Source organism: Mesorhizobium sp. M0848 (genome assembly GCF_040319805.1).
In the GTDB taxonomy this organism is placed as follows: Bacteria; Pseudomonadota; Alphaproteobacteria; order Rhizobiales; family Rhizobiaceae; genus Mesorhizobium.
In genome coordinates this window covers 157,891-182,398 of sequence record NZ_JAMYOM010000004.1, presented here as the reverse complement: position 1 = coordinate 182,398, position 24,508 = coordinate 157,891, and the positions used below count along the sequence as shown (strand labels likewise).

General features: G+C 63.3%; 21 protein-coding genes and 1 riboswitch. Of the genes, 8 read left to right on the top strand and 13 right to left on the bottom strand.

The genetic code is table 11. From position 1 onward, the window contains the following. The first annotated feature begins 7 nt into the window (after window positions 1–7). On the top strand, window positions 8–736 hold the full coding sequence (locus NKH95_RS06210; RefSeq protein WP_023810515.1) for a GntR family transcriptional regulator: 729 nt from the start codon (window positions 8–10) through the stop codon (window positions 734–736). A 40-nt stretch (window positions 737–776) separates the two neighbouring features. On the opposite strand, the gene NKH95_RS06205 is transcribed toward NKH95_RS06210, so the two are convergent. Next, on the bottom strand, window positions 777–1,778 hold the full coding sequence (locus tag NKH95_RS06205; RefSeq protein WP_352891191.1) for a hypothetical protein: 1,002 nt from the start codon (window positions 1,776–1,778) through the stop codon (window positions 777–779). A gap of 243 nt (window positions 1,779–2,021) precedes the next feature. Then, window positions 2,022–2,108, top strand: a riboswitch (glycine riboswitch). 149 nt (window positions 2,109–2,257) lie between these two features. Here NKH95_RS06205 and gcvT point away from each other — a divergent pair. The 3 genes from gcvT to gcvP are packed head-to-tail and all read left to right on the top strand — an operon-like array spanning window position 2,258 to window position 6,560. Continuing rightward, window positions 2,258–3,358: a glycine cleavage system aminomethyltransferase GcvT gene (gene gcvT / locus NKH95_RS06200; RefSeq protein ID WP_352891190.1), complete on the top strand. Its 1,101-nt coding sequence runs from the start codon at window positions 2,258–2,260 to the stop codon at window positions 3,356–3,358. Between the two features lie 5 nt (window positions 3,359–3,363). After that, window positions 3,364–3,732 (top strand): glycine cleavage system protein GcvH, encoded by a 369-nt coding sequence (gcvH, locus tag NKH95_RS06195; protein WP_128303368.1) that lies wholly within the window; start codon window positions 3,364–3,366, stop codon window positions 3,730–3,732. A gap of 17 nt (window positions 3,733–3,749) precedes the next feature. Continuing rightward, window positions 3,750–6,560, top strand: a complete 2,811-nt coding sequence (gene gcvP / locus NKH95_RS06190; RefSeq protein ID WP_128303367.1) for an aminomethyl-transferring glycine dehydrogenase — start codon at window positions 3,750–3,752, stop codon at window positions 6,558–6,560. On the opposite strand, the gene NKH95_RS06185 is transcribed toward gcvP, so the two are convergent. The 10 genes from NKH95_RS06185 to cpaB all read right to left on the bottom strand — a co-directional run bounded on the left by NKH95_RS06185 (window position 6,561) and on the right by cpaB (window position 16,718). Then, window positions 6,561–7,736, bottom strand: coding sequence for a GGDEF domain-containing protein (locus NKH95_RS06185; protein ID WP_352891189.1), 1,176 nt, complete (start codon window positions 7,734–7,736; stop codon window positions 6,561–6,563). It lies immediately after the preceding gene. Between the two features lie 167 nt (window positions 7,737–7,903). Beyond that, window positions 7,904–8,374 carry a hypothetical protein gene (locus NKH95_RS06180; RefSeq protein WP_352891188.1) on the bottom strand — a complete coding sequence of 157 codons (471 nt, stop codon included), beginning with the start codon at window positions 8,372–8,374 and terminating at the stop codon, window positions 7,904–7,906. Between the two features lie 160 nt (window positions 8,375–8,534). Then, on the bottom strand, window positions 8,535–9,347 hold the full coding sequence (locus NKH95_RS06175; RefSeq protein WP_352891187.1) for a PA3715 family protein: 813 nt from the start codon (window positions 9,345–9,347) through the stop codon (window positions 8,535–8,537). A gap of 78 nt (window positions 9,348–9,425) precedes the next feature. Further along, on the bottom strand, window positions 9,426–10,388 hold the full coding sequence (locus tag NKH95_RS06170) for a type II secretion system F family protein (protein ID WP_127322803.1): 963 nt from the start codon (window positions 10,386–10,388) through the stop codon (window positions 9,426–9,428). A gap of 1 nt (window position 10,389) precedes the next feature. Continuing rightward, window positions 10,390–11,355 carry a type II secretion system F family protein gene (locus NKH95_RS06165; RefSeq protein ID WP_352891186.1) on the bottom strand — a complete coding sequence of 322 codons (966 nt, stop codon included), beginning with the start codon at window positions 11,353–11,355 and terminating at the stop codon, window positions 10,390–10,392. 4 nt (window positions 11,356–11,359) lie between these two features. Further along, complete coding sequence (locus NKH95_RS06160; RefSeq protein ID WP_352440246.1) at window positions 11,360–12,781, bottom strand: TadA family conjugal transfer-associated ATPase; 1,422 nt, start codon at window positions 12,779–12,781, stop codon at window positions 11,360–11,362. Beyond that, a complete protein-coding gene (locus NKH95_RS06155) occupies window positions 12,778–13,992 on the bottom strand; it encodes a CpaE/TadZ family protein (protein ID WP_023810504.1) in 1,215 nt (404 codons plus the stop codon). The genes NKH95_RS06160 and NKH95_RS06155 overlap by 4 nt, the downstream gene beginning before the upstream one ends. 49 nt (window positions 13,993–14,041) lie before the next feature. Beyond that, a complete protein-coding gene (locus NKH95_RS06150; RefSeq protein WP_352440245.1) occupies window positions 14,042–14,311 on the bottom strand; it encodes a hypothetical protein in 270 nt (89 codons plus the stop codon). A gap of 4 nt (window positions 14,312–14,315) precedes the next feature. Then, on the bottom strand, window positions 14,316–15,734 hold the full coding sequence (locus NKH95_RS06145; RefSeq protein WP_502895169.1) for a type II and III secretion system protein family protein: 1,419 nt from the start codon (window positions 15,732–15,734) through the stop codon (window positions 14,316–14,318). 57 nt (window positions 15,735–15,791) lie between these two features. Continuing rightward, window positions 15,792–16,718 carry a Flp pilus assembly protein CpaB gene (cpaB, locus tag NKH95_RS06140; protein WP_352673700.1) on the bottom strand — a complete coding sequence of 309 codons (927 nt, stop codon included), beginning with the start codon at window positions 16,716–16,718 and terminating at the stop codon, window positions 15,792–15,794. A gap of 229 nt (window positions 16,719–16,947) precedes the next feature. Between cpaB and parE the strand changes: the two genes are divergently transcribed. After that, complete coding sequence (gene parE / locus NKH95_RS06135) at window positions 16,948–19,005, top strand: DNA topoisomerase IV subunit B (RefSeq protein WP_023810500.1); 2,058 nt, start codon at window positions 16,948–16,950, stop codon at window positions 19,003–19,005. A 45-nt stretch (window positions 19,006–19,050) separates the two neighbouring features. After that, window positions 19,051–21,117 (top strand): FUSC family protein, encoded by a 2,067-nt coding sequence (locus tag NKH95_RS06130; protein WP_352610680.1) that lies wholly within the window; start codon window positions 19,051–19,053, stop codon window positions 21,115–21,117. On the opposite strand, the gene NKH95_RS06125 is transcribed toward NKH95_RS06130, so the two are convergent. Then, window positions 21,114–22,238, bottom strand: a complete 1,125-nt coding sequence (locus tag NKH95_RS06125; protein ID WP_352610678.1) for a DUF2336 domain-containing protein — start codon at window positions 22,236–22,238, stop codon at window positions 21,114–21,116. The genes NKH95_RS06130 and NKH95_RS06125 overlap by 4 nt on opposite strands. A gap of 149 nt (window positions 22,239–22,387) precedes the next feature. On the opposite strand from NKH95_RS06125, the gene NKH95_RS06120 reads away from it, so the two are divergent. Both NKH95_RS06120 and NKH95_RS06115 read left to right on the top strand, forming a co-directional pair. Continuing rightward, window positions 22,388–22,840 (top strand): MaoC family dehydratase, encoded by a 453-nt coding sequence (locus tag NKH95_RS06120; RefSeq protein ID WP_023810497.1) that lies wholly within the window; start codon window positions 22,388–22,390, stop codon window positions 22,838–22,840. A 3-nt stretch (window positions 22,841–22,843) separates the two neighbouring features. Further along, window positions 22,844–23,725 carry an HpcH/HpaI aldolase/citrate lyase family protein gene (locus tag NKH95_RS06115; RefSeq protein WP_352891183.1) on the top strand — a complete coding sequence of 294 codons (882 nt, stop codon included), beginning with the start codon at window positions 22,844–22,846 and terminating at the stop codon, window positions 23,723–23,725. A gap of 7 nt (window positions 23,726–23,732) precedes the next feature. Here NKH95_RS06115 and NKH95_RS06110 read toward each other — a convergent pair whose 3' ends face one another. Then, window positions 23,733–24,407, bottom strand: coding sequence for a methyltransferase family protein (locus NKH95_RS06110; RefSeq protein ID WP_352552893.1), 675 nt, complete (start codon window positions 24,405–24,407; stop codon window positions 23,733–23,735). Window positions 24,408–24,508: the final 101 nt, after the last annotated feature.

The window sequence follows — 24,508 nt, the reverse complement described above, 5'->3', positions numbered from 1 at the left end:
CGACGCCATGCTCCGACCCACCAGGCAAACCAACCAGGGCAACAGCGCGGCCCTGCCATCCAAGCCGATCAAGACCGGCCCGCGTGTCTATGAAGAAATCCGTCGCATGGCGATGGACTATCGCTTCAAGCCGAACGAGCGCATCAACGAAGTGGCGCTTGCCGCTAGGCTGAATGTCAGCCGCAGCCCGATCCGGGAGGCGCTCCAGCGGTTGGTCACAGAAGAACTCATCACTTTCCAGACCAATCGCGGCTTCTTTTGCCGGGGCTTCGATGTAGACGAGATCGTCAATCTTTCCGACGTGCGGGCGGTGCTCGAGGAGCGCTCCGTCAGGCTGGCGATCCAGCGCGCGACAGATGAGGAGCTTGCCGCGCTCGTCGACTGGTGGACGCTCACCATGGCGCGCGCCGACTCATTTTCCAGCGCCGAACTGACCGCCAGGGACGAGGAATTTCACATCCGCATCGCCAGGCTGTCAGGTAATCCCGAACTGGCGCGCATGCTCGAAGGCATCAACACGCGCATCCATTTCGTTCGCACGATCGAAGTGGAGAAGCACCGGCGATTGTCGACGACCTACACCGAACACAGCGAAATCGCCCGGGCCATGGTAGCCCGCGATGCCGACAGGGCCGCAAGGCTCATGCACGACCACATCGCCATCAGCGTCGCCGATGCCATGTCGACCGTCAGGGAAGGCTTGGCAAGGATATACATCGACGTCGACCAGATCTAATCGGGCAACCCCGGCTTTGACCGAGGCAACCCCCTACCGCTCAGGCAACCTTGTCGAGCAGCGGCCTCAGCGCCGGATGGATTTCCGGTGAGGCGTGCTTGATCAGCGTCAGCAGCGCGCGTTCGTTCTCGTAAAGAGGCCTGTCGACGCCGATATGTTCGATCAGCCAGCCGGCTTCGCCGGCATCGATCGTCTCGGCGCGGCGGGCCAGGGCCTCGGCCGCCCTGTTCTTGGCTTCCCACTCGGCCTCGATGTCGCCTGGAGACCGATAGGCTTCCATGATGCCGGCAAGGCCGCCAGAGATCATGCGGCTGAAGAAGCCGCCGATTTCCGGATCGGCATGTTCGAGGAAGGCATCGCGGCGCAGCGCCACATCGCGCGTCGGTGCTTCGTAGCCGGCCGAGCACATGACGAAATTGGCGATCGCCTTGACGAACAGCTCGTTCCAGGACGGATCGTTGTGCCCTTGAGCAGTGCACTCGTTGATCTTGAACAGCACCTCGGCCTCGGCGCGCGTGATGGCGATGTTGCCGTCGCCGCCATGGGCATGGAGGATCCGGCGCAGCAGCTCGACCTCCGCCTGTGCGATGAGGCCGGGAACCAGCGTGCCGCCGAGGATCAGCGGCCCCTTGCCGTCAATGACCGCATGCGCCACCTGCTCCAGCGCATAGACGCAAAGCTGGCTCGGCGACGATTTCGCCTGTTCCAGCACGTGCACCAGCAATTCGAGCTCGGTCCGGCTGTCGACCATACCATCGCGCGAGATGGTGCGGATCAGCCAGTCGGCATTGTCCTGCGAGATATAGCCCGATGGCTTTTCCTGGTGGACGATATAGTCGGTGACCGCCTCGACGAAGAAAGGCGGCCATTCCTGGCATTTGTCCTTCGCCGTGGCATCGAGCGCGAACAGCGCCTCGGCCTCGCCGCGCGTCACGACGCCGTCGCCGAACACTTCATGGCGCAACATCGCCACGTCCTCCGCGGCGATGCGGCTTTTCGAGGTCAGCCCGGCCACCGGCGCGCTCATGATCAATTCGCCCATTTGTCGTTCCCGTCCGCCGTCGCAAAGCGCCGGCCCAAAGCGTCATACCCGCCAACATATCAGCAGTGTCTTGAAAAACCGGCAAACGGCGTGGTTAGCGAAGACTTGTCGCCAACGCATGTCGCCTGAAAGCGTGCCGCGGTTTTGAAGAACGACATGCACGCGCTTTAGATGTCGCTGACAGGTGACAAGCCGTCGCGCGCGAGCTATGGATGGCGCGTCGAGGACTCAGGGTCTGAGTCCTACCTGTTTGCGGGAGAGAACAGCGAGAGCTGTCGCCGAAGGGGAAATCGCCCGAAATCTCTCAGGCAAAAGAACCGTAGACGGGAAAGACACTCTGGAAAGTCGGGGCTTGCCCCCGCGCCGAAGGTGTAAGCGCCGCTGACAGAGCTCCGGCTGCGCGAGTCTCTCAGGCTTCAGACAGAGGGGCACGGACTGGTCGCCATTCGCGGCCGATTGCGTGCGACTCTGGAGACAACATGACGGGCGACGATACAAGACACCTACCCCTCGAAGACATCCATGTGGCCGCCGGTGCGCGTTTTGGCGCTTTTGCCGGCTGGTCGATGCCGCTGACCTATCCGGCGGGCGTCATGAAGGAACATCTTCACACCCGCGAACAGGCCGGCCTGTTCGACATCTCGCATATGAAGCTGTTCGAAGTCAGCGGGCCGGAGGCGGTTGCGCTACTCAACCGCGCTTGCCCCTTGGATGCAGGCGCACTCCAAATCTCACAGTCCAAACTGTCATTTTTCCTCAACGAGGCAGGCGGCATTCTGGACGACCTGATCGTCACCAGACTTGGCGATAGCAGGTTCATGGTGGTCGCCAACGCAGGCAACGCCGTCGCCGACGAAAAGCATTTGCGTGCACTTGCCGCGGATTTCGACGCCAGGGTCGAGCCGCTCGACCGCGTCTTCCTGGCCATCCAGGGTCCTGAAGCCTGGGCCGCCCTTTCGCGCGCCGGCATCGAGACCGGCTCGCTGCTGTTCATGCATGGTGTCGAACTGCGCAAGAACTGGTTCATGAGCCGGTCGGGCTATACCGGCGAGGACGGTTTCGAGATCGGCCTGTCGGAAGCCGATGCGCGCGACCTCGTCGCGAAGCTGCTCGGCGATGAACGCGTGCTGTGGATCGGCCTGGCCGCCCGCGACAGTCTGCGGCTGGAGGCAGGGCTGTGCCTGCATGGCCAGGACATCACGCCGGAGACCGATCCGGCCAGCGCCGCGTTGATGTGGGCAATTCCAAAGGACATCCGCGCTTCCGGCGCTTTCATCGGCGCCGATGCGCTCCGCGCCGCCGTGGAACGAGGCCCCGCGCAAAAGCGGGTCGGGCTTAAGCCGGAAGGTCGCCAGCCGGTGCGTGGCGGTGCCGCGCTCTTCGACGCCGACGGCAATCCGGCCGGCCAGGTCACATCGGGCGGTTTCGGCCCCTCGGCCGGCCATCCGGTCGCCATGGGCTATGTCTCGACACCTCTGGCAAAGCCCGGAATACGGGTTTTCGCCGATGTGCGCGGCACGAAAATCCCAGTCGATATCAGCTCCCTGCCCTTCACACCGCATCGCTACCGCAAAGGATGATTTCCATGGCAACGACCTATTTCACATCAGATCACGAGTGGCTCCGCGTCGAGGGCGGCATCGCCACGGTCGGCATCACTGATTACGCGCAGGAGCAGCTCGGCGACCTCGTCTTCGTCGAACTGCCGGAAACCGGAAAGAAATTGACCAAGGGCGACACCGCCGTCGTGGTCGAATCCGTCAAGGCGGCATCCGATGTCTATGCGCCAGTCGATGGCGAGATCACCGAAGCCAACAGCACGCTGTCGTCGGACCCGTCACTGGTCAACTCGGCGGCAACCGGCGCCGGCTGGCTGTGGAAGATGAAGCTTGCCGACGAAAGCCAGCTTGCGGGCCTCATGGATGAGGCCGCCTACAAAGCCCATATCGGCTGATATCAGGACGGATTGACATGACCGCAGCACTCACTCCCTTCTCGGCCCGCCACATCGGCCCGAGCGTCAACGATGTCAGAGCCATGCTTGCCGTGATCGGCGTTCCGTCCATCGAGACGCTGATCAGCCAGGCCGTGCCGCAGTCGATCCGCCTCGACTTGCCGCTGACCCTGCCCGCACCGGCCAGCGAAGCGGAAGCGCTGGCCGAATTGTCGGCGACCATGGCCAAGAATACGGTGCTGAAGAGCTTTATCGGTGCCGGCTATCACGGCGTGCATGTGCCGCCGGTCATCCAGCGCAACTTGTTCGAGAACCCGGCCTGGTACACGGCCTACACGCCCTATCAGGCCGAGATCAGCCAGGGCCGGCTGGAGATGCTGTTCAACTTCCAGACGCTGGTCACGGAATTGACCGGTCTGCCGGTGGCGTCGGCCTCGCTGCTGGATGAAGCAACCGCGGTCGCCGAAGCCATAGGCATCGCCTTGCGCCACCACCGCGACAAGCGCACCAAGATCGCACTTGCCGGCACGCCACACCCGCAGACACTGGACGTCGTGCGTACCCGCGCCGAGCCGCTCGGCATCGAGATCGACGGCGAGACGATCGACGACAACACCGCTGCTTTGCTCGTCTCCTGGCCGGATACGTTTGGCGTCTATGGCGACCACAAGGCGGCGATCGACAAGGCGCGTGCGACCGGCGCCATCGTCGTCTTCATTGCCGATCCGCTCGGCCTGGCGCTGACCGATGCGCCGGCCAAGCTTGGCGCCGACATTGCCGTCGGCCCGATGCAGCGTTTTGGCGTGCCGATGGGCTTTGGCGGGCCGCACGCCGCCTATTGCGCCGTCTCCGACAAGTTGACGCGGCTGATGCCTGGCCGCCTGGTCGGCCAATCCACCGATAGCAAAGGCCGGCCCGGCTACCGGCTTGCCTTACAGACACGCGAACAGCATATCCGCCGCGACAAGGCGACCTCCAACATCTGCACCGCACAGGCGCTGCTTGCCAACATGGCGACGGCTTATGCGATCTGGCACGGCCCCGCCGGGCTGCAGGCGATTGCCGGGCGCATCCACACGCTGGCCAATCGTCTGGCAAGCGGCCTCGAAGCGGCAGGCGTGTCGGTGATCGGCGCCAGCCGTTTCGACACGGTGACGGTGGAGACCAAGGGCAAGGCGGCGCAGATCGCCACTGCGGCTGAAAAGACCGGCCGGCTGCTGCGCGTCATCGATGCCGACCATGTCGGCATCAGCTTCGATGAGACCTCGACCGATGCCGATCTCGATGCGATCGCCGCCCTGTTCGGCGCCAAGGCCTCTCCGTCGGCCGACAGCACCGTGCCTGGCAAGCCGCGCGGCAAGGAGTTCCTGACCCAGCCTGTGTTCCATGAGAACAAGTCGGAAACCGACATGATGCGCTTGCTGCGCCGGCTGGCCGACAAGGATCTGGCGCTCGACCGCAGCATGATCCCGCTGGGATCCTGCACCATGAAGCTCAACGCGGCGGCGGAAATGATGCCGGTAAGCTGGCCTGAAATCGCCAATTTGCATCCCTTCGCGCCGGCAAGCCATTCGGCCGGCTATCGCGCCATGATCGGCGAACTGGAAGGATGGCTGTCGGAGATCACCGGCTTCGACGCCGTCAGCCTGCAGCCCAATGCCGGCAGCCAGGGCGAGTATGCCGGCCTGCTTGCAATCCGCGCCTATCATCGCTCGCGCGGCGAAGGTCATCGCACCGTCTGCCTGATCCCCTCCTCCGCTCATGGCACCAATCCGGCAAGTGCTGCGATGGCCGGGATGAGCGTTGTCGTTGTGCGCTGCCTGGAGGACGGCAATATCGACATGGACGACATGAGAGCCAAGGCCAACGAGCATTCCAAGAATCTTGCGGCACTGATGTTCACCTACCCCTCGACGCATGGCGTCTACGAGGAAGGTGCGCGCCACCTCTGCGCCCTTATCCACGAGCATGGCGGCCAGGTCTATTTCGATGGCGCCAATCTCAACGCGCTGGTCGCCTTGGCGCGGCCCGCCGATATCGGCGCCGATGTCTGTCATATGAACCTGCACAAGACCTTCTGCATTCCGCATGGCGGCGGTGGCCCGGGCATCGGCCCGATCGGCGTAAAGGCGCATCTGCAGCCCTATCTGCCGGGACATGTCACCGAAGGTTCGGCGCACGCCGTGTCGGCCGCACCATTCGGCAGTGCCTCGATCCTGCCGATCACCTGGATGTATATCCGCATGATGGGCGCCGCCGGACTGAAGCAGGCGACGGAGACCGCCATCATCTCGGCCAACTACGTGGCGACACGGCTCGCGCCGCATTTCCCGCTTCTCTACAAGGGCAGGCACGATCGCATCGCGCATGAATGCATCCTCGACACCCGCGTGCTCAAGGACAGCGCCGGCATCAGTGTCGACGATGTCGCCAAACGGCTGATCGACTACGGCTTCCACGCGCCGACCATGTCCTTCCCGGTCGCCGGCACGCTGATGGTGGAGCCGACCGAATCCGAGCCCAAGCGGGAACTCGACCGCTTCTGCGAGGCGATGATCGCCATCGCAGGCGAGGCAGCGAAAGTCGCCAGGGGCGAATGGCCTTTGGCCGACAATCCGCTGGTCAACGCGCCGCACACCGCCGCCGAGGTGCTGGCCGGCCAGTGGACGCATCCCTACTCGCGCCTGGAGGCGGCCTATCCCGCCGGCGACGCCGACACGGCAGCCAAATACTGGCCACCGGTGTCACGCATCGACAATGTCGCCGGCGACCGCAACCTGGTCTGCTCCTGCCCGCCACTGTCGGACTATCTGGGTGCGGCGGAATAATTACGCGGAGCGCAAGGCCGGCTTGATAGGTTCGGCCTTGCCTGTCCTTTTACGGCTGATGACGCAGTTTCGCCCGGCGCGCTTGGCGGCATAGAGCGCCGCATCGGCCTCGGTCAGCACCTCATCGAGGCTGCTGCCGCTTGCCTCGCCAAAGCCGATGCCGCCGCTGACCGTGCTGCGCAACTTGCCGAGTTGGGTGGCGACGATCTCGGTGCCGAAGGCCACACAGATCTTGCTGGCGAGATCATGGGCCTTCTCTTCCGTCATTCGCGACATGACGACGGCGAATTCCTCGCCGCCCAGGCGAAAAGCGTCGACGCCGGTCCTGGCATATTTCTTGATGACCGCGGCGAAGCGGCACAAGACCTGGTCCCCGACCGGATGGCCATAGACATCGTTCGTCCGCTTGAAGTGGTCGAGGTCGAACATGACGACGGACATGAACGGACCGAAACTCCGCTCGCCGTAGAGCGACGTCAACGCCCGCCGGTTCATCAACCCCGTCAGCGGGTCGGTCATGGTCTCGGCCTTCAGCTCGATCTGCGCCTGCAGATGGTGGAGGGAGAGCGTCAATGCGCCGAGCCCGGTCATGCAAGCCACCGCCACGACGGAATTCAGTCGTTCGGCCCAGTTGTCGGGCGCGACCGCGAGCGTCCATTGCCCCTTGGTCAGCAGAACCACGCCACAAAGCGCAAACGACACAGCGCAGGTGCCGCTCAGAAATGAAACCACCAGCAGGATCCGGCGATCGTGACTGCCGTTGATCCAGAACATGGCGCCGATCGCCGACAGCAGCGCCGTCACCGTGGTGTAGGTGATGATGAAGCCGACGCCATCAAGGCCCAGAAAGGTCACGGCGGCACAGATAGCCATGGCGGCAAGCGCCGGTGCAATGGCGCGTCTGTGGCCGGGCACGCCCAGATATTGCATGGCCGACACGCAGAGGATCAGGAACCCCAGGCTGAGCAGCGCAAGCACGATCTGACAGAGCAGCGGATCGGGATCCTTGGTGTATCGCCAGAACAGGATCACATGCGCGACGAGCACCAGAATGCCGCACGCCACCGTCAGGACGAAGCCTGCCTTGGGCGCGGTGAACCAGATCGCAAACATGGTGACGCTGAGGCAGATGCCCGACAGCGCGGCCGCGAGCAGGAGCGAACTGAAGTCCAGCATATCAGGCGAAGGCCTCTCGAGCGTCGGCGGGTTGCACTGTATTCTAGGTCAGCGGCAGCCGTCAGATACGAGTTTTCAGCCGATCTTTCGACGCAACCTGCCGATAGGGTTTACAAAGCGTCGATGCCTTATGTGCCGATCCGGATCCCTAGGATGCAACGACCGGGTCAACCCTTGTTCAGCAAGGCGATATTGGCATTGACGACGGTGGGATCCGCCATGCCCGCCTTCGCTTCGAGCAGCAACGCCTTGGCCTTCTTGCGATTGCCGCGCAGCAGTTGCGAATAGCCCATGTTGTTGATGATCTGCGGCTTGCGGCCGGCGACTTTCAAAAGCTGGCCGTAGGCGCGATCGGCGAAGTCGAAGCGGCCGAGTTCATCATAGGAAGCGGCGAGCCCCATCCAGGCCTCCGCATTGTCGGCCTTCAACTCGACGGCCTTGCGGAAGTGCTTTTCGGCGAGGCCGTAATTGGCGTCGCGAAACTGCGCCTTGCCTTGCGCCAGATCGGAGGTGTCGATGTCCTTTGCCGCCGGTTGGATGGCGGTGGTCTTGGTGGTGTCGACGCCGCCCGTTGTACAGCCAGACATCATCAAGACGGCCGAAATCGCGGCCATTGCCGTGAAGTTACTGTGACGCATGCCCCTGCCTCATCGCCCGATTTGCCGGGTCGTTCTTCAGGAAACACATTATATCAGCGACGCTTAAACTTTGGTGCCGAAACGTCACCAAAATTTGGTTTCGGGCACACCAGCCATTAACCACCAGGCCACGCTGCTTCAGTCGCAGCCAGCGGCGTCCTCACGGCTCCAGGGCTTTGAGCCCCGCAGGAGCCGTATACCGGCTGCCATCATAGCGCAGCCGGTAGGTTTGGCTCACGGACTTGCCGGGATGGGACTGGCACTCGCCATCCTTGTCGGGCAACGGATTGTCAGTATCCATTTGCTCGACCACCGTTATGTCGTGGTAGCCATGATGTTTGGCCGGGCTCATCGCCAGGCTAACCCGACTAGTATGAAAGTATCCGGCGCAATTGGTATCGCCCTCGCCGCCATTGCCGCCCACGACCAGGCCATCGAGCACCATCCTCAGGGAATCGCCATCGACGGCATAGAGCCGCAGGTCGGTTTCACTGAAGGGATTAGGCAGCGAATTGTTCGCCATTTCGATGCGCAGGCCAAAGGCAGTAACATCGGGCGCCAGCGCATAGCGGCCGGTATCAAGTTCGACCTTGCGGATGGCGATGGCATCATCATTCATCAGCCCGGGCTGGAGCACCTGCCGGCTCTTCCTGTCGACAATCAAAAGCTCGATATCGCCGGCATGCGCGTAGTCGCTGGGTTGGGACCCCTCCATCAGCGGCACTGCGACCAACAGCAGGTCGTCATGGACGGGCCAGATCTTGCAAACCAGCCCCGGCGGATCGCCATACGCGAATGTCAGGGCGATGCTGGTGTGGGGTTCGAGCGTGAACGAGGTGCCGTCGGCGTTCTTTCGAGCTTTGGGATAGGCCTGCTGCACCAAGGCGGCGGCATCGCCGCAATCGTCGGCCACGGCCCAGGCGGGCGACAGGCTGGCCGCGGCAAGGCCGAGCAAGAGAGTGCGCAGCAGCATGGACTTCTCACCTGCAAAGCCGGGTTCGGTCAGAACAATGGTTGTCAGCCCCTTGCTAGGGCTTTTGTGAAGCGCTCGCTAGTGCGCCGTCATTTTGACGATGACTGGAATGGCCGCGATCATCAGCACCACCGGCAGGATGCACACAACAACCGGCACCGACATCTTGGCCGGCAAAGCGTGCGCCTTTTCCTCGGCCAACGACATACGCTTATGGCGCATGTCGTCGGAGAAAACGCGCAGCGCCCCCGACAGGCTGGTGCCGAGTTCCTTGGACTGCTGCAGCAATGTGGCGAAGGAACGCACCTCGTCCAGGCTGAGGCGGTCGGCGAGCGCCTTCAGCGCGTCGTCGAGGCTGCGCCCGGCCCTCAGCTCCAGCGACACCAGCTGCAGGTTCTGGCTGAGCGCGGGATAGGTCTTGGCGAGTTCCTTGGAGACGCGCTCTATGCCGGCCTCCATGCTCATTCCGGCATCCGAGCAGACAATCATCAGGTCCATGAAATCGGGAAAGCCGTTGCGGTACTCACGCCTGCGTTCCCGCACTTTCTGGCTCAGCACCAGGCCGGGCAGGAAATAGCCGGCCGCTCCCGACAGGATGACGAATGTCCAGCGACTGGCCATCGTCGCGTCCGGGCTGGCCATCCACCGGTTGAGCACAAACACACCGATTGCCGTGCCGATCATCGCGCTGAACCGGATCAGGAAGAACGTGCCGACAGCACGCGGCTCCATGTAGCCCGCCTGGATGAGCTTCATGCGCAGCCGGGCGACATTTTCCGGATCGCTCCTGGCGTAGAATTCTTGCGCCCGCTTCACCGCCTTCTCGCGCACGACGCCGGTATTCTTCTTCTGCACCGGCTCTGGTTTGGCGGCCACGGGACCGTTGTCGACCCTGAGCCGGCGCATGACCTCGTTGCGGTCGCCCTTCGCCATGACAACAGGCCAGGCAACAGCGGCAGCACCCGCCGCCAGCAGCAGGATGGCCACCGGCATCAACGAGGTCGGTGCAAGCGAGGCGAGGAATTCGATGAAGCCCTGCATGTCAGAACTTGAAATTCGACATCTTGAACATCATCAGATTGCCCAGCATCAGCCAGGTGATAGACCCACCGAGCAGGTACCAGGTTTTCGCCTCGCCCCAGACGTCGCTGTAGAAGCCCGGCATCAGCGCCATGATGGCGGTGAACAGCAACGCCGGCACCGCCGTCAGTATGTAGGCCGACATCCGGCCTTCTGTCGCAATTGCGCGCACCTTGCGGCGCAGTTTGCCGCGCTCGCGGATCGTCGTCGCCAGGCCGTCAAGGATCTCGCGCAGATTGCCGCCCGAACTGGTCTGGATCGAGACAGCGGTGACGAACAGCGGCAGATCCTCCTGGCCGACCCGGTCGAACAGCGAGTTCAACGCCGAAACCAGATCGGAGCCATAGGTCACCTCGTCGGCGATGACGCCGAACTCGGTGCCGATCGGGTCGGGCATCTCGCGCGCCACCATGGCGATCGCCACCGGCACCGGATGGCCGGCCTTCAGGCCACGCGTGATCAGTTCCAGCGCCTCCGGCAATTGCATGCCGAACCGCTTTACCCGGCGCTTGCGCTTGAAGCGCAGCGTGATCACTGGCAGCACCGGCACAAGCACCACAAACAGCACAAGCCCCATCAGCGGCGGCAAGCCGTACCAGATGGCGACCAGGGTCATCGCCATCGCCACGCCGCAGGTGATCATCAGGAATTTCGACAGCGGCATGACCATGCCCGACTGGGTTCGCAAAGCTCGGAACCGATCCAGCGAAAACAGCGGCGTGCCTGCATCGAGGCCGCGTTCCTTGCGCAGTTGGACAAGCACCTGCTCTTGGCTGATCTTGCTTTCCTGCAGTTTCATGCGCCGGTTGATGGCGGTGCGTTTGTCGCTGCGACCGGCGTAAAGCAGGTAGCAGGCCTCGGCGATCAGGATGCCGGTCAGCGCGGCCGCGGCATAAACGACATAGATCGCGCTCATTCCATCGAACACTTGGCTACTCCTGCGGCCGGCCGGGTTCGAAATATCGTCCAGGAAACTCGATGCCCATGGCGCGCAGATCCTCAAGGAAGCGCGGCCGGATGCCGGTCGCCTCGTAGTGCCCCAGAATCTTGCCGTCGGCCTCCATGCCGGTACGCACGAAGCGGAAGATCTCCTGCATCTGGATGACATCGCCTTCCATGCCGGTCACCTCGGCGACACTGGTCACCTTGCGCTTGCCGTCGGACAGGCGCGTCAGCTGAACGATCAGGTCGAGCGCGCTGGCGATCTGGCTGCGGATCGACTGTACCGTCATCGGCATGCCGGTCATGCCAAGCATCTGCTCGAGCCGCGAAATGGCGTCGCGCGGCGTGTTGGCATGGATGGTCGCCATCGACCCTTCGTGGCCGGTGTTCATTGCCTGCAGCATGTCGAATGCCTCCTCGCCGCGGCACTCGCCGAGGATGACGCGGTCGGGGCGCATGCGCAGTGCGTTCTTGACCAGGTCGCGCTGTTTCAGTTCGCCATGGCCTTCGATGTTGGCAGGCCGCGTCTCCATACGCGCGACATGCGGCTGCTGCAGCTGGAGTTCGGCCGCGTCCTCGATGGTGATCAGCCGCTCGTCTTCCGGAATGAAGGCCGACAGCGCATTGAGCATGGTCGTCTTGCCGGTGCCGGTACCGCCAGAAATGATCGTCGTCTTGCGGGCGTGCACGGCCGCCGCCAGCACTTCGGCCATGTTCTGGGTGATGGCGCCGAATTCGACCAGTTTGTGCAGGCCGAGCTTGTTCTTGGAGAACTTGCGGATCGACACCAGCGGCCCATCGACCGCAACCGGGCGGATGGCCGCGTTGAAGCGCGAGCCGTCCAGCATGCGGGCATCGACCATCGGCTGCGATTCGTCGACGCGGCGACCGACCGCGGCGACGATCTTGTTGACGATGCGCAGGAGATGCGCCTCGTCCTTGAACGGAATGTGGACCGGCTGCAGCTTGCCCTTCTTTTCGACAAAGCAGTTCATGTGGCCATTGATCAGGATGTCGTTGATGTCGGGGTCCTTGAGCAGCGGCTCGAGCGGACCGAGGCCGACCATCTCGTCGACGATGTCGTCGACCAGTGCGTCGAGCTCGACGGTGTTGATCGCCATCCGCTCCTGCTTGGTCTTTTCCGACACGAAATCATGCACTTGCCGGCGCATCTCATCCTTCGGCAAACGCTCCAGCGCGACAAGATTGATCTCTTCGAGCAGCAGCCGGTGGATACGCACGCGCGCATCGAGCACCTTGTTGGCATTCTTTGCCGGCGCTGTGTCCGGCTTTGCCGGCAAAGCCTTTCGGCTGGTCGGAATGACGACGGCATGATGGGCGACCGGCGTCGTCTCAGGCGCGCGCTGCGGACGCGCATCGCGGTTCTGCAGGGCGGAGAAGCGGCTGGTCATCCGGCTTTCCTCTTCAGTAATCCACGGCCCATGCCAAACAGCGAGCGCGATTTCGCCCGAGTTGGGACCGCTTCCTCCGGCAGGATGATCTTTTTCAGATCGTTGACGACATTGGCGTTGGGATCGATCTCGTGCAGCGGCACGCCGCGATCGACCGCTTCGCGCACCAGCCGGTAGTTGTTGGCGATGCCGCCGACGAAATGCTCGCCGAGAATTTCCTGAACGTCCGCCTGCTTGATGCCGTTGTCGAACATCTTCTGTTCGAAACGGTTGACGATGACGTTCGGCTTAACTTCCTTGCCGGCAGTCTCGTAGACCGCCTGGATCAGCCGCTGGGTGTGGCGCAGGCACGGCACCGTCATTTCCGCGACGATGTAGAGCTTGTTGGAACCGAGCAGCACGGTCTCCGTCCATGGAAACCAGGTGCGTGGCATGTCGATGACGACATTGTCGAAATAGGCCGAAACGAGGTCCAGCATGCGCACCACGACATCGGTCTTGAACGAGCGCATCTCTGCTGGATGCGCCGGTGCCGCCAGCACGCACAGTCCGCTGGCATGCTTGGACAGCATCACGTCGAGCAGTTGCCGGTCGAGACGCTCGGGCTGGTTCTCGATCTCGGTAATGTCGAAACGCGGTTCGAGGTCGAGATATTCGGCACAGGCGCCCTGCTGGAAGTTGAGATCGACGACGCAGGTCGAGGCGCCGCGCGTCACCGAGTGATGCAGCTGAAAGGCGGTCTGCAACGCCAGCGTGGTGGTGCCGACGCCGCCCGCGGCCGGCATGAAGGTGTAGATCTGCGACTCGCTATTTTCCTCGCGCCCGGGTCCCTGCAGCGCCCTCACCACGGAGCGCACGAGATCGGCGGTGGTGATCGGCTTGACCAGGAAATCCGCGACCTTGAGCTGCACGAGAATACGCACCGCGGCCGCGTTGAACTCCTGGGTGACGACAACGACCGGAACCTTGTCCTCCAGCCGGCGCATGATGCGCTGCAGCGACTCGACCTCCTCCAGCCTTGCCGCATCCATGTCGACGATGATGGCGCCGAAGTCGGCTTCCTGGATCTCGCCGCGCAACTCGGTAACGTTCTTCTCCACTGTCGAGAGCTGTATGATCTCGGAGGCGGAAAACGCGGTGCGCGTGTCCTGCGCAAACGTCCTGTCGGTCGATACGAGCAGGATCTTCCTGGTCTTGATGCCGTTTGCCATTCTGTCAGCCTGTCAGGTCGATCGACCGTTGGATCAGTTGCCCGTGGGATCAATTGGTCGTGCTGGACTGCGACGCCTTGGCACCGGCCGCCTGATCGTGTGTTACGGCCGCGGCACTGCCTCGTTGGGCCGGCACCAGGAGCCTGGTGTTCTGGACCCCGTATTTCCAGGGATCGACCATCTGCATGACGGTATTGGCGGCCTGCGCATTTCCGGCGCCGGCCGTCGGCCCTTCGCTGCGCACATAGTCGTCGCTGGTGCAGCCGGCGGCAAAGCCGGCCAGCAGCAAGGCGACGCTCGATCCAAAGACCAGACGCATGGCTTCAATCCTTCGGCAGGTCGAGGAAATGCCCAGCCGAAGCGGCCGCTGCAGGTTGAGTGACGCGGCCGTCTGCCAGCGCCACGGTACGCCCGGCATCGGCGCCCTTCACTTCCTCGGTGTTGTTGAGAAAATAGTCGGCGTTGCTGGCCGGCTGCGTGCCATCCGTCGGCTCGACGAGCTTCTTCGACGGATCGACCGGCTTGACCAGATAGGGCGTTACGATGATGACGAGGTCGGTCTCGCGCCGCTGATAGGATTTCGACGAGAACAGCGCCCCAAGCACCGGCATCTTGCCGAGGCCGGGAATGCGCGACGTGGTGATGTCGTTCTGCGACTGCAGCAATCCGGCGATCATGAAGCTCTGGCCGTTCTTCAGGTCGACCGATGTCCTGGCACGGCGCACGATGAAACCGGGCACCGAAATGCTGCCTATGTTGTAGGAGGCAGACGCGTCGATCGAGGAGACTTCCGGCGCGATGTCCAGGCTGACCAGCCCGTCCTTCAGAACCGTCGGCGTGAAATCCAGGCTGACGCCGTACTTCTTGTAGCTGACTGAGATCTTGCCGTCGTCCTCGGAGACCGGGATCGGGAACTCGCCGCCGGCGAGGAAGCTCGCCGTCTGGCCGGACCGGGCGATCAGGTTCGGCTCGGCCAGCCGCCGCGCCAAGCCGCGCTCTTCCAGCGCTTTGATGGCGATATCGATGGAGACGCCATTCGACAGCAGCTTGCCGATGATCTCGCCTGTTCCCGCGCCCTGTATCGATCCGGCCGGCAGCGTGACGTCGCGGCCACCCATGCCATAGGCGAAATTGGCGGCGTATTTGGCGCCGAGATCCTGGCCCGCCTGGCGGTTGATTTCGACAAAGCGGACGTTGAGCTGGACCTGCTGCGACGACGAGATGTTGACCGAGTTGATCACCTCCTCGGCACCGGAAAAGCGCGTCGCGATCTTGTTTGCCTTTTCGGCGGCGACCGCGTCATCGGCCTCGCCCGACAGCACGACCCGGCCATTGGCCGATCCGACCTTGATCCTGGCATCCGGCACGCTGGCGCGAATGGTGCTGGCCAGTTGGTCGGTGTCGAGCGTCACCTCGATGTCGACAGTGCCGACAAGCTGCTTTTTCTCATCGAACAGGGCAATGCCGGTGGTGCCGAGATTGTTGCCGAGCACATAGAAGGATTTGTCGGTCAGCGGATTGACGTTGGCGATCTCCGGATCGCCGATGACGATCTGGTAGAAGGCGGCACTGGTCATGATCGTCTTCGGCTTGCCCTTGGCGACCTTGATTGACGCATTCTTGGTCGACGACACATAGACGATCTCGTTGTCAGCCCTCGCCGAGGCGCCGAAGGCCAGCATCGCGGCAGCAGCCAGCGAAGACGCGACAGCCGCCGCACGCAAAACGCGCAACCGCCCCATGACCCGATATGTGAACAGCCCGAACATTGTCCCGTCCCTCACCCAGTCCCCACTGGCTTATTTCTGGTCCCGCGAAGGAACCTGGTATTCCTCGGCCTTTGTGCCGCGCGTTACGATGACCGTCTTGAACTTCGGCTTCTCCGGCTCTTTCACCACGGCATCGAACAGCGAGCCGGCAGCGGCCTGCACGTTCGAGGCGGCCGATCCACCGAACGAAGAGATGGTGGTGACGCCGCCCTTGCCGTCGCCGCCTTCGCTGGCCGAGCGCAGCGACAGCGACAGCGTACCGACAGTGCGGGCCAGCGCCACTTTCTGCGCGCCGTCGGTCGTCACCTCGATGGTCACCGAATTGGAAATCTGCGGCGTCGTCTGGCGCTCGTCGGCACCTTGCCCGACGCTCAGCACCTTGGCATCGGCAACGACAATCTCGGAGGTGACCGTCGATCCGGCCGCACCCTGTGCATTCTTGGCCACTTCCTGAATTTCGCCGGCATCGCGCGTCAGCACGACATCAACGCGGTCGCCCGGTGTGACGAAGCCGCCGACACCTGCTATCTCGTCGGTGCGGATGGTGACCGCCCGCATTCCGGGCGTCATCATGTTGGAGAGTGTCGCGCGGCCGTTCGGACCGGACAGCTTGGTCAGCAGTACCGGTTCGTTGACCTCGATCGGCGACAGCACCACGCGGCTGCCATCGGCAAGCAACGCATTGATGGTGGTGAAGGCGCCCTGCGGCACGGCCTCTTGCGACCACGGGATTTCGCTGAGCTGCGCGCGGTCGAGCGCCATGCCGTAGCGCAATGGGGCATTCGCCACCACGATGGTCTTGAACTCGACCTTCGGCACGACAGCTGCCGGAATAGACGACGTCTTCTCTTCGGAATCGGCCTTGGCCTGGCTTTTGACCCAGAAATCCGCGGCAAAGATCGAGATCGCCCCGAAAACGGCGGCGATGCCGATCATCGATATGGCCTTGCCCCTCACGCCGAAACCCCTGATGCCCGCAGTTTCTTGTTTTGTTGGGCTTAACCCTAGGCGGCATTGTTAAAGAATCAGGAATCCTGCACCGCGGTATCGGACCTATTTCCGCCGGCTTGGTTATCGAATGGTTTTGGAGTAAGAGGGGCCATATCCCCGAACGGAACAGGAACCTCGGTCGCTTGGCGCTGAAAAGCGTGGCAGTATCGCGAGGTGATTCGCAGCATCGGACTCTATGGCAGGCATGGACGATCTTTTCGGCAATGACGACAACAAGCCGCAGCCGGTTCGCGCGCCAGCGCGCCCTGCGGATCCACTGGTGGTGCAAGCCACCAAGCGTCCTGCCTCGACCAAGGACGGCAGCGAGGGCTATAGCGCCGCCGACATCGAGGTGCTGGAAGGGCTGGAGCCGGTGCGCCGACGGCCAGGCATGTATATCGGCGGCACCGACGACAAGGCGATGCACCATCTGTTCGCCGAGGTCATCGACAATTCGATGGACGAAGCGGTGGCCGGCCATGCCACCTTCATCGATGTCGAGCTCTCGGCCGATGGCTATCTCGCCGTGACCGACAATGGCCGCGGCATCCCGATCGATCCGCACCCGAAGTTCAAGAAGCCGGCGCTTGAAGTGATCATGACGACGCTGCATTCGGGCGGCAAGTTCGACTCCAAGGTTTACGAGACATCAGGCGGCCTGCATGGCGTCGGCGTGTCCGTGGTCAACGCGCTGTCGGACCATCTCGAGGTCGAGGTCGCGCGGGGACGGCAACTCTATCGGCAAAAATTCTCGCGCGGCGTTCCCGTGACCGGGCTGGAACAGTTGGGCGAGGTCCACAACCGGCGCGGCACAAAGATCCGCTTCCACCCCGACGAGCAGATTTTCGGCAAGGGCGCGGCGTTCGAACCGGCGCGGCTCTACCGCATGACGCGCTCGAAAGCCTATCTGTTCGGTGGTGTCGAGATCCGCTGGACCTGCGATCCGTCGCTGATCAAGGAAAAGGACCAGACACCGGCCAAGGCGGAATTCCATTTTCCCGGCGGCCTGAAGGACTATCTCAAGGCATCGCTCGGCGACGACTTCCAGGTGACGCGCGAAATCTTCGCCGGCAAGAGCGAGAAACAAGGCGGCCATGGGTCGCTGGAATGGGCGGTGACCTGGTTCGGCGGCGACGGCTTCATCAATTCCTACTGCAACACCATCCCGACCGGCGAAGGCGGCACACACGAGGCCGGCTTCCGCAACGTGCTGACGCGGGGCCTGCGCGCCTATGCCGATCTCGTCGGCAACAAGCGCGCCTCGATCGTCACCTCGGAAGACGTCATGATCTCGGCGGCGGGCATGCTGTCGGTGTTCATCCGCGAGCCGGAATTCGTCGGCCAGACCAAGGACAGGCTGGCGACGATCGAGGCGATCCGCATCGTCGAGACCGCGATCCGCGACCCGTTCGACCATTGGCTGGCCGACAATCCGCAGGAAGCCTCGAAGCTGCTCGAATGGGTGATCGCACGCGCCGACGAGCGCGTGCGCCGGCGCCAGGAAAAGGAAGTGTCGCGCAAGAGCGCGGTGCGCAAATTGCGGCTGCCGGGCAAGCTCGCCGACTGTACGCAGAATGCCGCGGCCGGCGCTGAACTGTTCATCGTCGAAGGCGACTCGGCCGGCGGCTCGGCCAAGCAGGCGCGCGATCGCGCCAGCCAAGCGGTGTTGCCATTGCGCGGAAAAATCCTCAACGTTGCCAGCGCCGGCAACGACAAGCTTGCCGGCAACCAGCAGATCTCGGACCTGATTCAGGCGCTCGGCTGCGGCACGCGGTCGAAATACCGCGACGAGGATTTGCGCTATGATCGCGTGATCATCATGACCGACGCCGACGTCGACGGCGCCCACATCGCCTCGCTGCTGATCACCTTCTTCTACCAGGAGATGCCGGCACTGGTGCGTGGTGGCCACCTCTATCTGGCGGTACCGCCGCTTTACTCGATCAGGCAAGGCGGCAAGGTCGCCTATGCCCGGGATGACGCGCACAAGGACGAGCTTATGCGCACCGAATTTACCGGGCGCGGCAAGGTTGAGCTTGGCCGCTTCAAGGGTCTGGGCGAGATGATGGCGGCCCAACTCAAGGAAACCACCATGGATCCGAGGAAGCGCACGCTGCTTCGGATCGATGTGATCGACGCCGAGGCGGCGACCAAGGACGCCGTCGATGCATTGATGGGCACCAAGCCGGAGGCCCGCTTCCGCTTCATCCAGGAACGCGCCGAATTCGCCGAGACGGAAGTGCTGGATATCTAGCCACCAGCCGGTCCATAACAAGGCTCCAGTTGCGGAGACGAGCATGTGACCTGGGCGCGGCTGAAAGGCTATTTCGAGACGAGTTTAGCCGGCTTGACGCAACCGACGCGTTCGGACTGGATTTTCTCGCTGCGCACTGTTTCGGCTGGCCTGATCGCTCTGCTAGCCGCCTATGCGCTGAAGCTCGACCATCCGCAATGGGCCATGATGACGGTGTTCATCGTCGCCCAGCCGGTTGCCGGCATGGTACTGGCGAAGGGCTTCTACCGGCTGCTCGGCACGCTGGTCGGCGGCATCGCCGCGATCGGCATCACCACCGTTTGCGGCACCAGCCCCTGGGTGCTGGTAACGGTGCTTGCCGTCTGGATCGGCATCTGCACCTTCGTCTCGTCGCTGCTGCGCAATCCGGAAGCCTATGGCGCCGCCCTCGCGGGCTACACCGCAATGATCATCGGCCTGCCCGCTTTCGGACAGCCGCATCTCGTCGTCGACCTCGCGGTCGCGCGCTGTGCCGAGATCGTGCTTGGCATTGTCTGCGCCGGCCTGACCAGCCGCCTGATCCTGCCAAAACTGGCCAGCGACGCCATCGTCTCGCGCCTGAAACGCTGCATCCTTGATCTTGCCACCTATGCCGGCGGTGCGTTCTCCGGCGGCGACCCGGCAACGCTGTCCGCGCTGCACCGAAAGCTGATCACTGATGCCCAGACGCTCGGCGAGATGCGCGCCTATGCCAGGCTCGAAGCGCCAAGCTTCGCGCCGCGCGCCCATCCAGTCCGGCGCACCATCGGACAACTGCTCTCCGCGCTCTCGGCGGCACGCGCGCTGCATTCGCACGCCGCCCCGAAGAATGCGGCGCTCATTCCGGTGCGCTCGGAATTACAATCGCTGGTCGGCGAGCTGGCGACCAAGCCCGGCGCGCTGGACGATACGGCGCTGTGGATGGCTCGGCTCGATGCGATTGCCGGAAACGCCCGGCAAATGCCCGATACCTCGACCGACCAGGGCAACGACAGGGTCGGCACTATCACCCGCCTGACCATCGCCGCCGATTTCGCCGATGCGCTCAAGCAGGTGCTGCGCGGCCTCGACGCCTTGCGCGCGCCTGCCACACGTCCGGCCCGGGGCAGCAGGCAGCCTGCGCTGGTGGTGCATCGCGATTACGCCGGCGCATCGCGTAACGCCTTGCGTGCTGCCCTTGCCACGCTGCTGGTCGCGGCCTTCTGGCTGACGACGAAATGGTCGGAAGCGGCCGGTACGGTCATTCTCGTTGCTGTCGTATCGAGCCTGTTTGCTGCTCGCCCCGACCCTGTGCAGGTCGCCTGGGGTTTCTTCAAGGGAACGCTTCTGGCGCTGCCGTTTGCCTTTCTCGTCGGCCAGATCGCATTGCCTGCCCTGCCCGGCTTCGGCTGGTTCATGCTGTTTGTCGTGCCCATCCTTGTACCGACGGCGCTGGCCATGGCCAATCCACGCTATGTCGGCGTGGCGACGGCCTTCGCCATCAACTTCCTTGCCTTCCTGAGCCCGCACCAGGCGATGACCTACGATCCCGGACCCTTCTTCGCCGGTTCGGCGTCGATCCTGGTCGGCATCCTGCTGGCGATCGGTGTCTTCATCGTCGTGCTGCCCGCCGATCCGTGGCTCGCGGCCAACCGCATCGTGCGCGCCATGCGCGAGGATCTGGCGCGGCTTTGCCTGCATGAGCGCGTGCCGAGACGTTCGGCCTTCGAGAGCCTCGCCTACGACCGCATCAACCAGCTGATGCCGCTGGTGCAGAATGCCGGTCAGAAGGGCGATGCGGTTCTGGGCGGCGGAGTCGCCGCCGTCACCGTCGGCCTGGAGGTCCTTCGGCTGCGCGATGCAAGCCAAAGCCATGCCATTCCATCCGAGACCGCGCTTTCGATCGCCAACTTCCTGAGGGGACTGGCGCGCGAACTGCTTTTCCGCGCCCCCAGCGATCCGCAGACCTCGACCGTCGCCGTCGCCCGGCAGTACGCAGCGAACATCGCCGAGCGAAACGGCACCAGCGAATTGCTGCAGATCGCGGCATCGCTGCGCATCATCGCCGCCGCGATGGAGGATTTCCCCGACTTTTTCGCGAGGGATAAAGGTTAAGCTGCCGCTATCGCCAGCGCGTGGCCTCGCGCGTTCTCGCGCAGCGCATCGAGATGGATCGACTTGATCAAGGCGGCAAGATCGCCTTCGGCGGATTGCCCACCCACTTCCTTGAGCATCAGCCAGCTGACCTCCTGCACACCGGCGATGCGCTTGCCGTTGGCAACCTCGCGCCAGATCTTCAGCGCACGCAGGATGATGGCATGGGTGACTGCGGCGAGTCCGGCGCTGCGGAACAGCGCCTGCAAGGCCACGTCGTGCCCACCGGCCAGCAGCGCCCTTACCCTCTGTTCGGACTGCTGGCTGAGCGCGACCAGCGCCGAGCCGAAGAAATCCACCTTGCCATGCGCGATGGTGCGGATCAGAAAGCTCGCGGTAAGGTCGCCACGCAGCCTGAGATGCTCGATCAGGGCCGCATGTTCTTCCTGGCGCGTGCCTTCGATCAGCGTCACGGAAGCCTTGACGCAGGCGTCGCGCATGACGCGGTCGGCTCGCGCCGCGCCCATCATCGCCATCACCAGTGGCGACGTTTTCAACATTTCGCCAAGCTTGACGAGCAGCATATGCCGGCAGTCGGCCGGCAGCCTGATATCCGATATCAGCGCCTCGCGCACCAGCGGCAGGTGCCCATGCCGTTCGGCCATGCGGCGGAAGCTGAGCGAGGCGATGTCGGCGCCGCTGTTGGCGAGCAGCACGGCGCAGGCGTCCGCCTCGCCGATCTCGGCGATGGCCGCCGACAGCGCCATCGAGACGAGTGGCCGCTCGGCGATCAATTTCTGTGTCGCCTTCGGACTTGAAGCCACGCGGTTGATCAGGTCGGCGTCGGTGAGCAGCGGCGAGCGCGCCAACACCACGCCGGCGACTTCCGGCTGGTCGGAGGCCAGCACGCTGATGATCTGCATTGGCGCGTGGTGGCTCATCGACAGCGCCTCGGCCATCGCCAGCCGCACCTTCGACGAGGCATCGTCGAGCAACAGCGTCAGCGCCGCCTCGGCGGCGCAACGGTCCTCGAAAGGCAATTCGGAATTGATATAGGCCCGGGCCAGAGCGCTCGCCGCCGCGGCGCGCTCCGACACCCTGGCCGTGTAGATCCATTTCAGGAAATGCGAAACAACAACCATGCCCGCCTGCTTACGCCCCTTGTCAGAAGCTTCTGACCCCACTGACGACCGTAGGCAGAATTGGTTTACGAACCGTTCACCATGTTCATTAACTGGCTTGCGAGCCTGATTTGCAGCGCCTATCACCGTCAAGCACCTGGGGAGAAGAAATGGCCGGGCTTTATCTCGAAGAGTTCGTTGTCGGCCATGTCTTCCAGCACACGCTGCGCAAGACCGTTACCGAAAGCGACAACATGCTGTTTTCGGTAATGACGCTGAACCCGCAGCCGCTGCACATCGACTTCGATTTCGCCGCCAAGAGCGAATGGGGCAAGCCGCTGGTCAACTCGCTGTTCACGCTCGGCCTGATGATCGGCATTTCGGTCAATGACATCACAGTCGGCACTACGGTCGCCAATCTCGGCATGAAGGAGACCGTGTTTCCGCATCCGGTCTTCCATGGCGACACCATTCGCGTTGAGACGACAGTCATCTCGGTGCGCGAGTCCAGGTCGAAACCCGATCGCGGCATCGTCGAATTCGAGCATCGCGCCTACAACCAGCATGGCGATCTCGTCGCCAAATGCACCAGGCAAGCGATGATGCTGAAGAAGGCGATCTGACGCATGCGTTCGCTGCTGTTCATCCCTGGCGATTCCCAGAGGAAACTGGAAAAGGGTTTTGGTGTCGGCGCCGACGTGGTCATCGTCGACCTCGAGGATTCCGTGGCACCGCACAACAAGGCGCTGGCACGCGAGGTGGCGGCGCGCTTCATCCTGGAACGCAGGGCGCAAACCGGTTCAGCCATCTATGTCAGGGTCAACGACCTGTCGACCGCGCTGACGGACGACGATCTCGCCGCACTGGTTCCAGCGAAACCCGACGGCATCATGCTGCCCAAGTCGAACAGCGGCCAGGATGTGCAGCACCTGTCGGCAAAGCTCAGGGTGCGCGAGGCCGAAAACGGCTTGGCCGACGGCGCGATCAAGATCCTGCCGATCATCACAGAAACGCCGGCAGGCGTGCTGGCGGCTGCGACCTATGCCGGGACAAGCGCGCGGCTTGCCGGCCTCACCTGGGGCGCTGAAGACCTGTCGGCGGCGATCGGCGCGCGCAACGCCCGCGACGAGCATGGCCGCTACACGGACGTGTTCCGTCACGCTCGCACCATGACCATACTTGCCGCCGGTGCGGCGGAGGTCGAGGCGATCGACACCGTCTTCCCGAATTTTCGCGACATGGCGGCCTTCGAAGCGGAATGCACCGAGGCCGAGCGCGATGGCTTCACCGGCAAGATGGCGATCCACCCCGATCAGGTGCCGGTCATCAACGCCGCCTTCACGCCGTCGATCGACGCCGTGAGACAATCGGCGGCAATCGTTGCCGCGTTCGCGGCAGCGGGAAGTCCCGGCGTCGTCAGCATCGACGGCAGGATGTTCGACCGCCCGCACCTGCGGCTAGCCGAGCGGCTTCTGGCGCGGGCAAAGGCGGCAGGTGTTTCCGCCTGAGCGCCTGCTACCAAACCAACGGGATCAGGCGGTAACGGACCCGGGCCACATAGTCGTCATAGCCGCGCAGGCCGGTGCGAAGCGTCTTCTCTTCAATGAAGGTGCGGATGGCCAGGAGAACGACGATCACGAGTACCGACGCCAGCCCCCACCAGGAACCAAGCAGAAGTGCCGTGCCGGCGAAGAAGAGGATGGCGCCGGCGTACATCGGATGGCGGACGTAGCTGTAAGGCCCCGTGGAGATCACATGTTGTCCGCGTTCATCCTGGATCTTCACCACGGGCGCCGCGAAACTGTTCTCCAGCATCGTCAGATAGCAGATCCAGATTCCGAGCAACAGGACGAGCGCGCCGACCACCTGCACCCAGACGGGAACCACGGACCAGCCGAAACGGACGTCGAACCCCATGAATATCTGCGAACCAAAGATGGCGAACAGTAGTATGGACAGCAGGACCTTGTCGGCCGTGTCCTGATTCTTCTGGATGGGAGAACTCAGCCGCTCATTCATCAGGCCGGGATCGCGCCTTGCCAGCGCCACGCCCAAGGTGAGACTGAGCCCCACCATCCCCACCAGATAGACCCAGGCCCCCGGCCAGTGCAGCGTGCCGGCCGACAGGAAGAGCAAGGCGCCCATGGCGCCAAACCAGACGAATGTTTGAAGGACCAATTTCGCGATCATGATCGGCCTTTCATGATATCCGCTCACTTGCGCTGGCAATTTTAGACCATCGGTCTACCATACCGACCGACGGTCTGTAATTCAAGCGAGCTGTGCAGAAG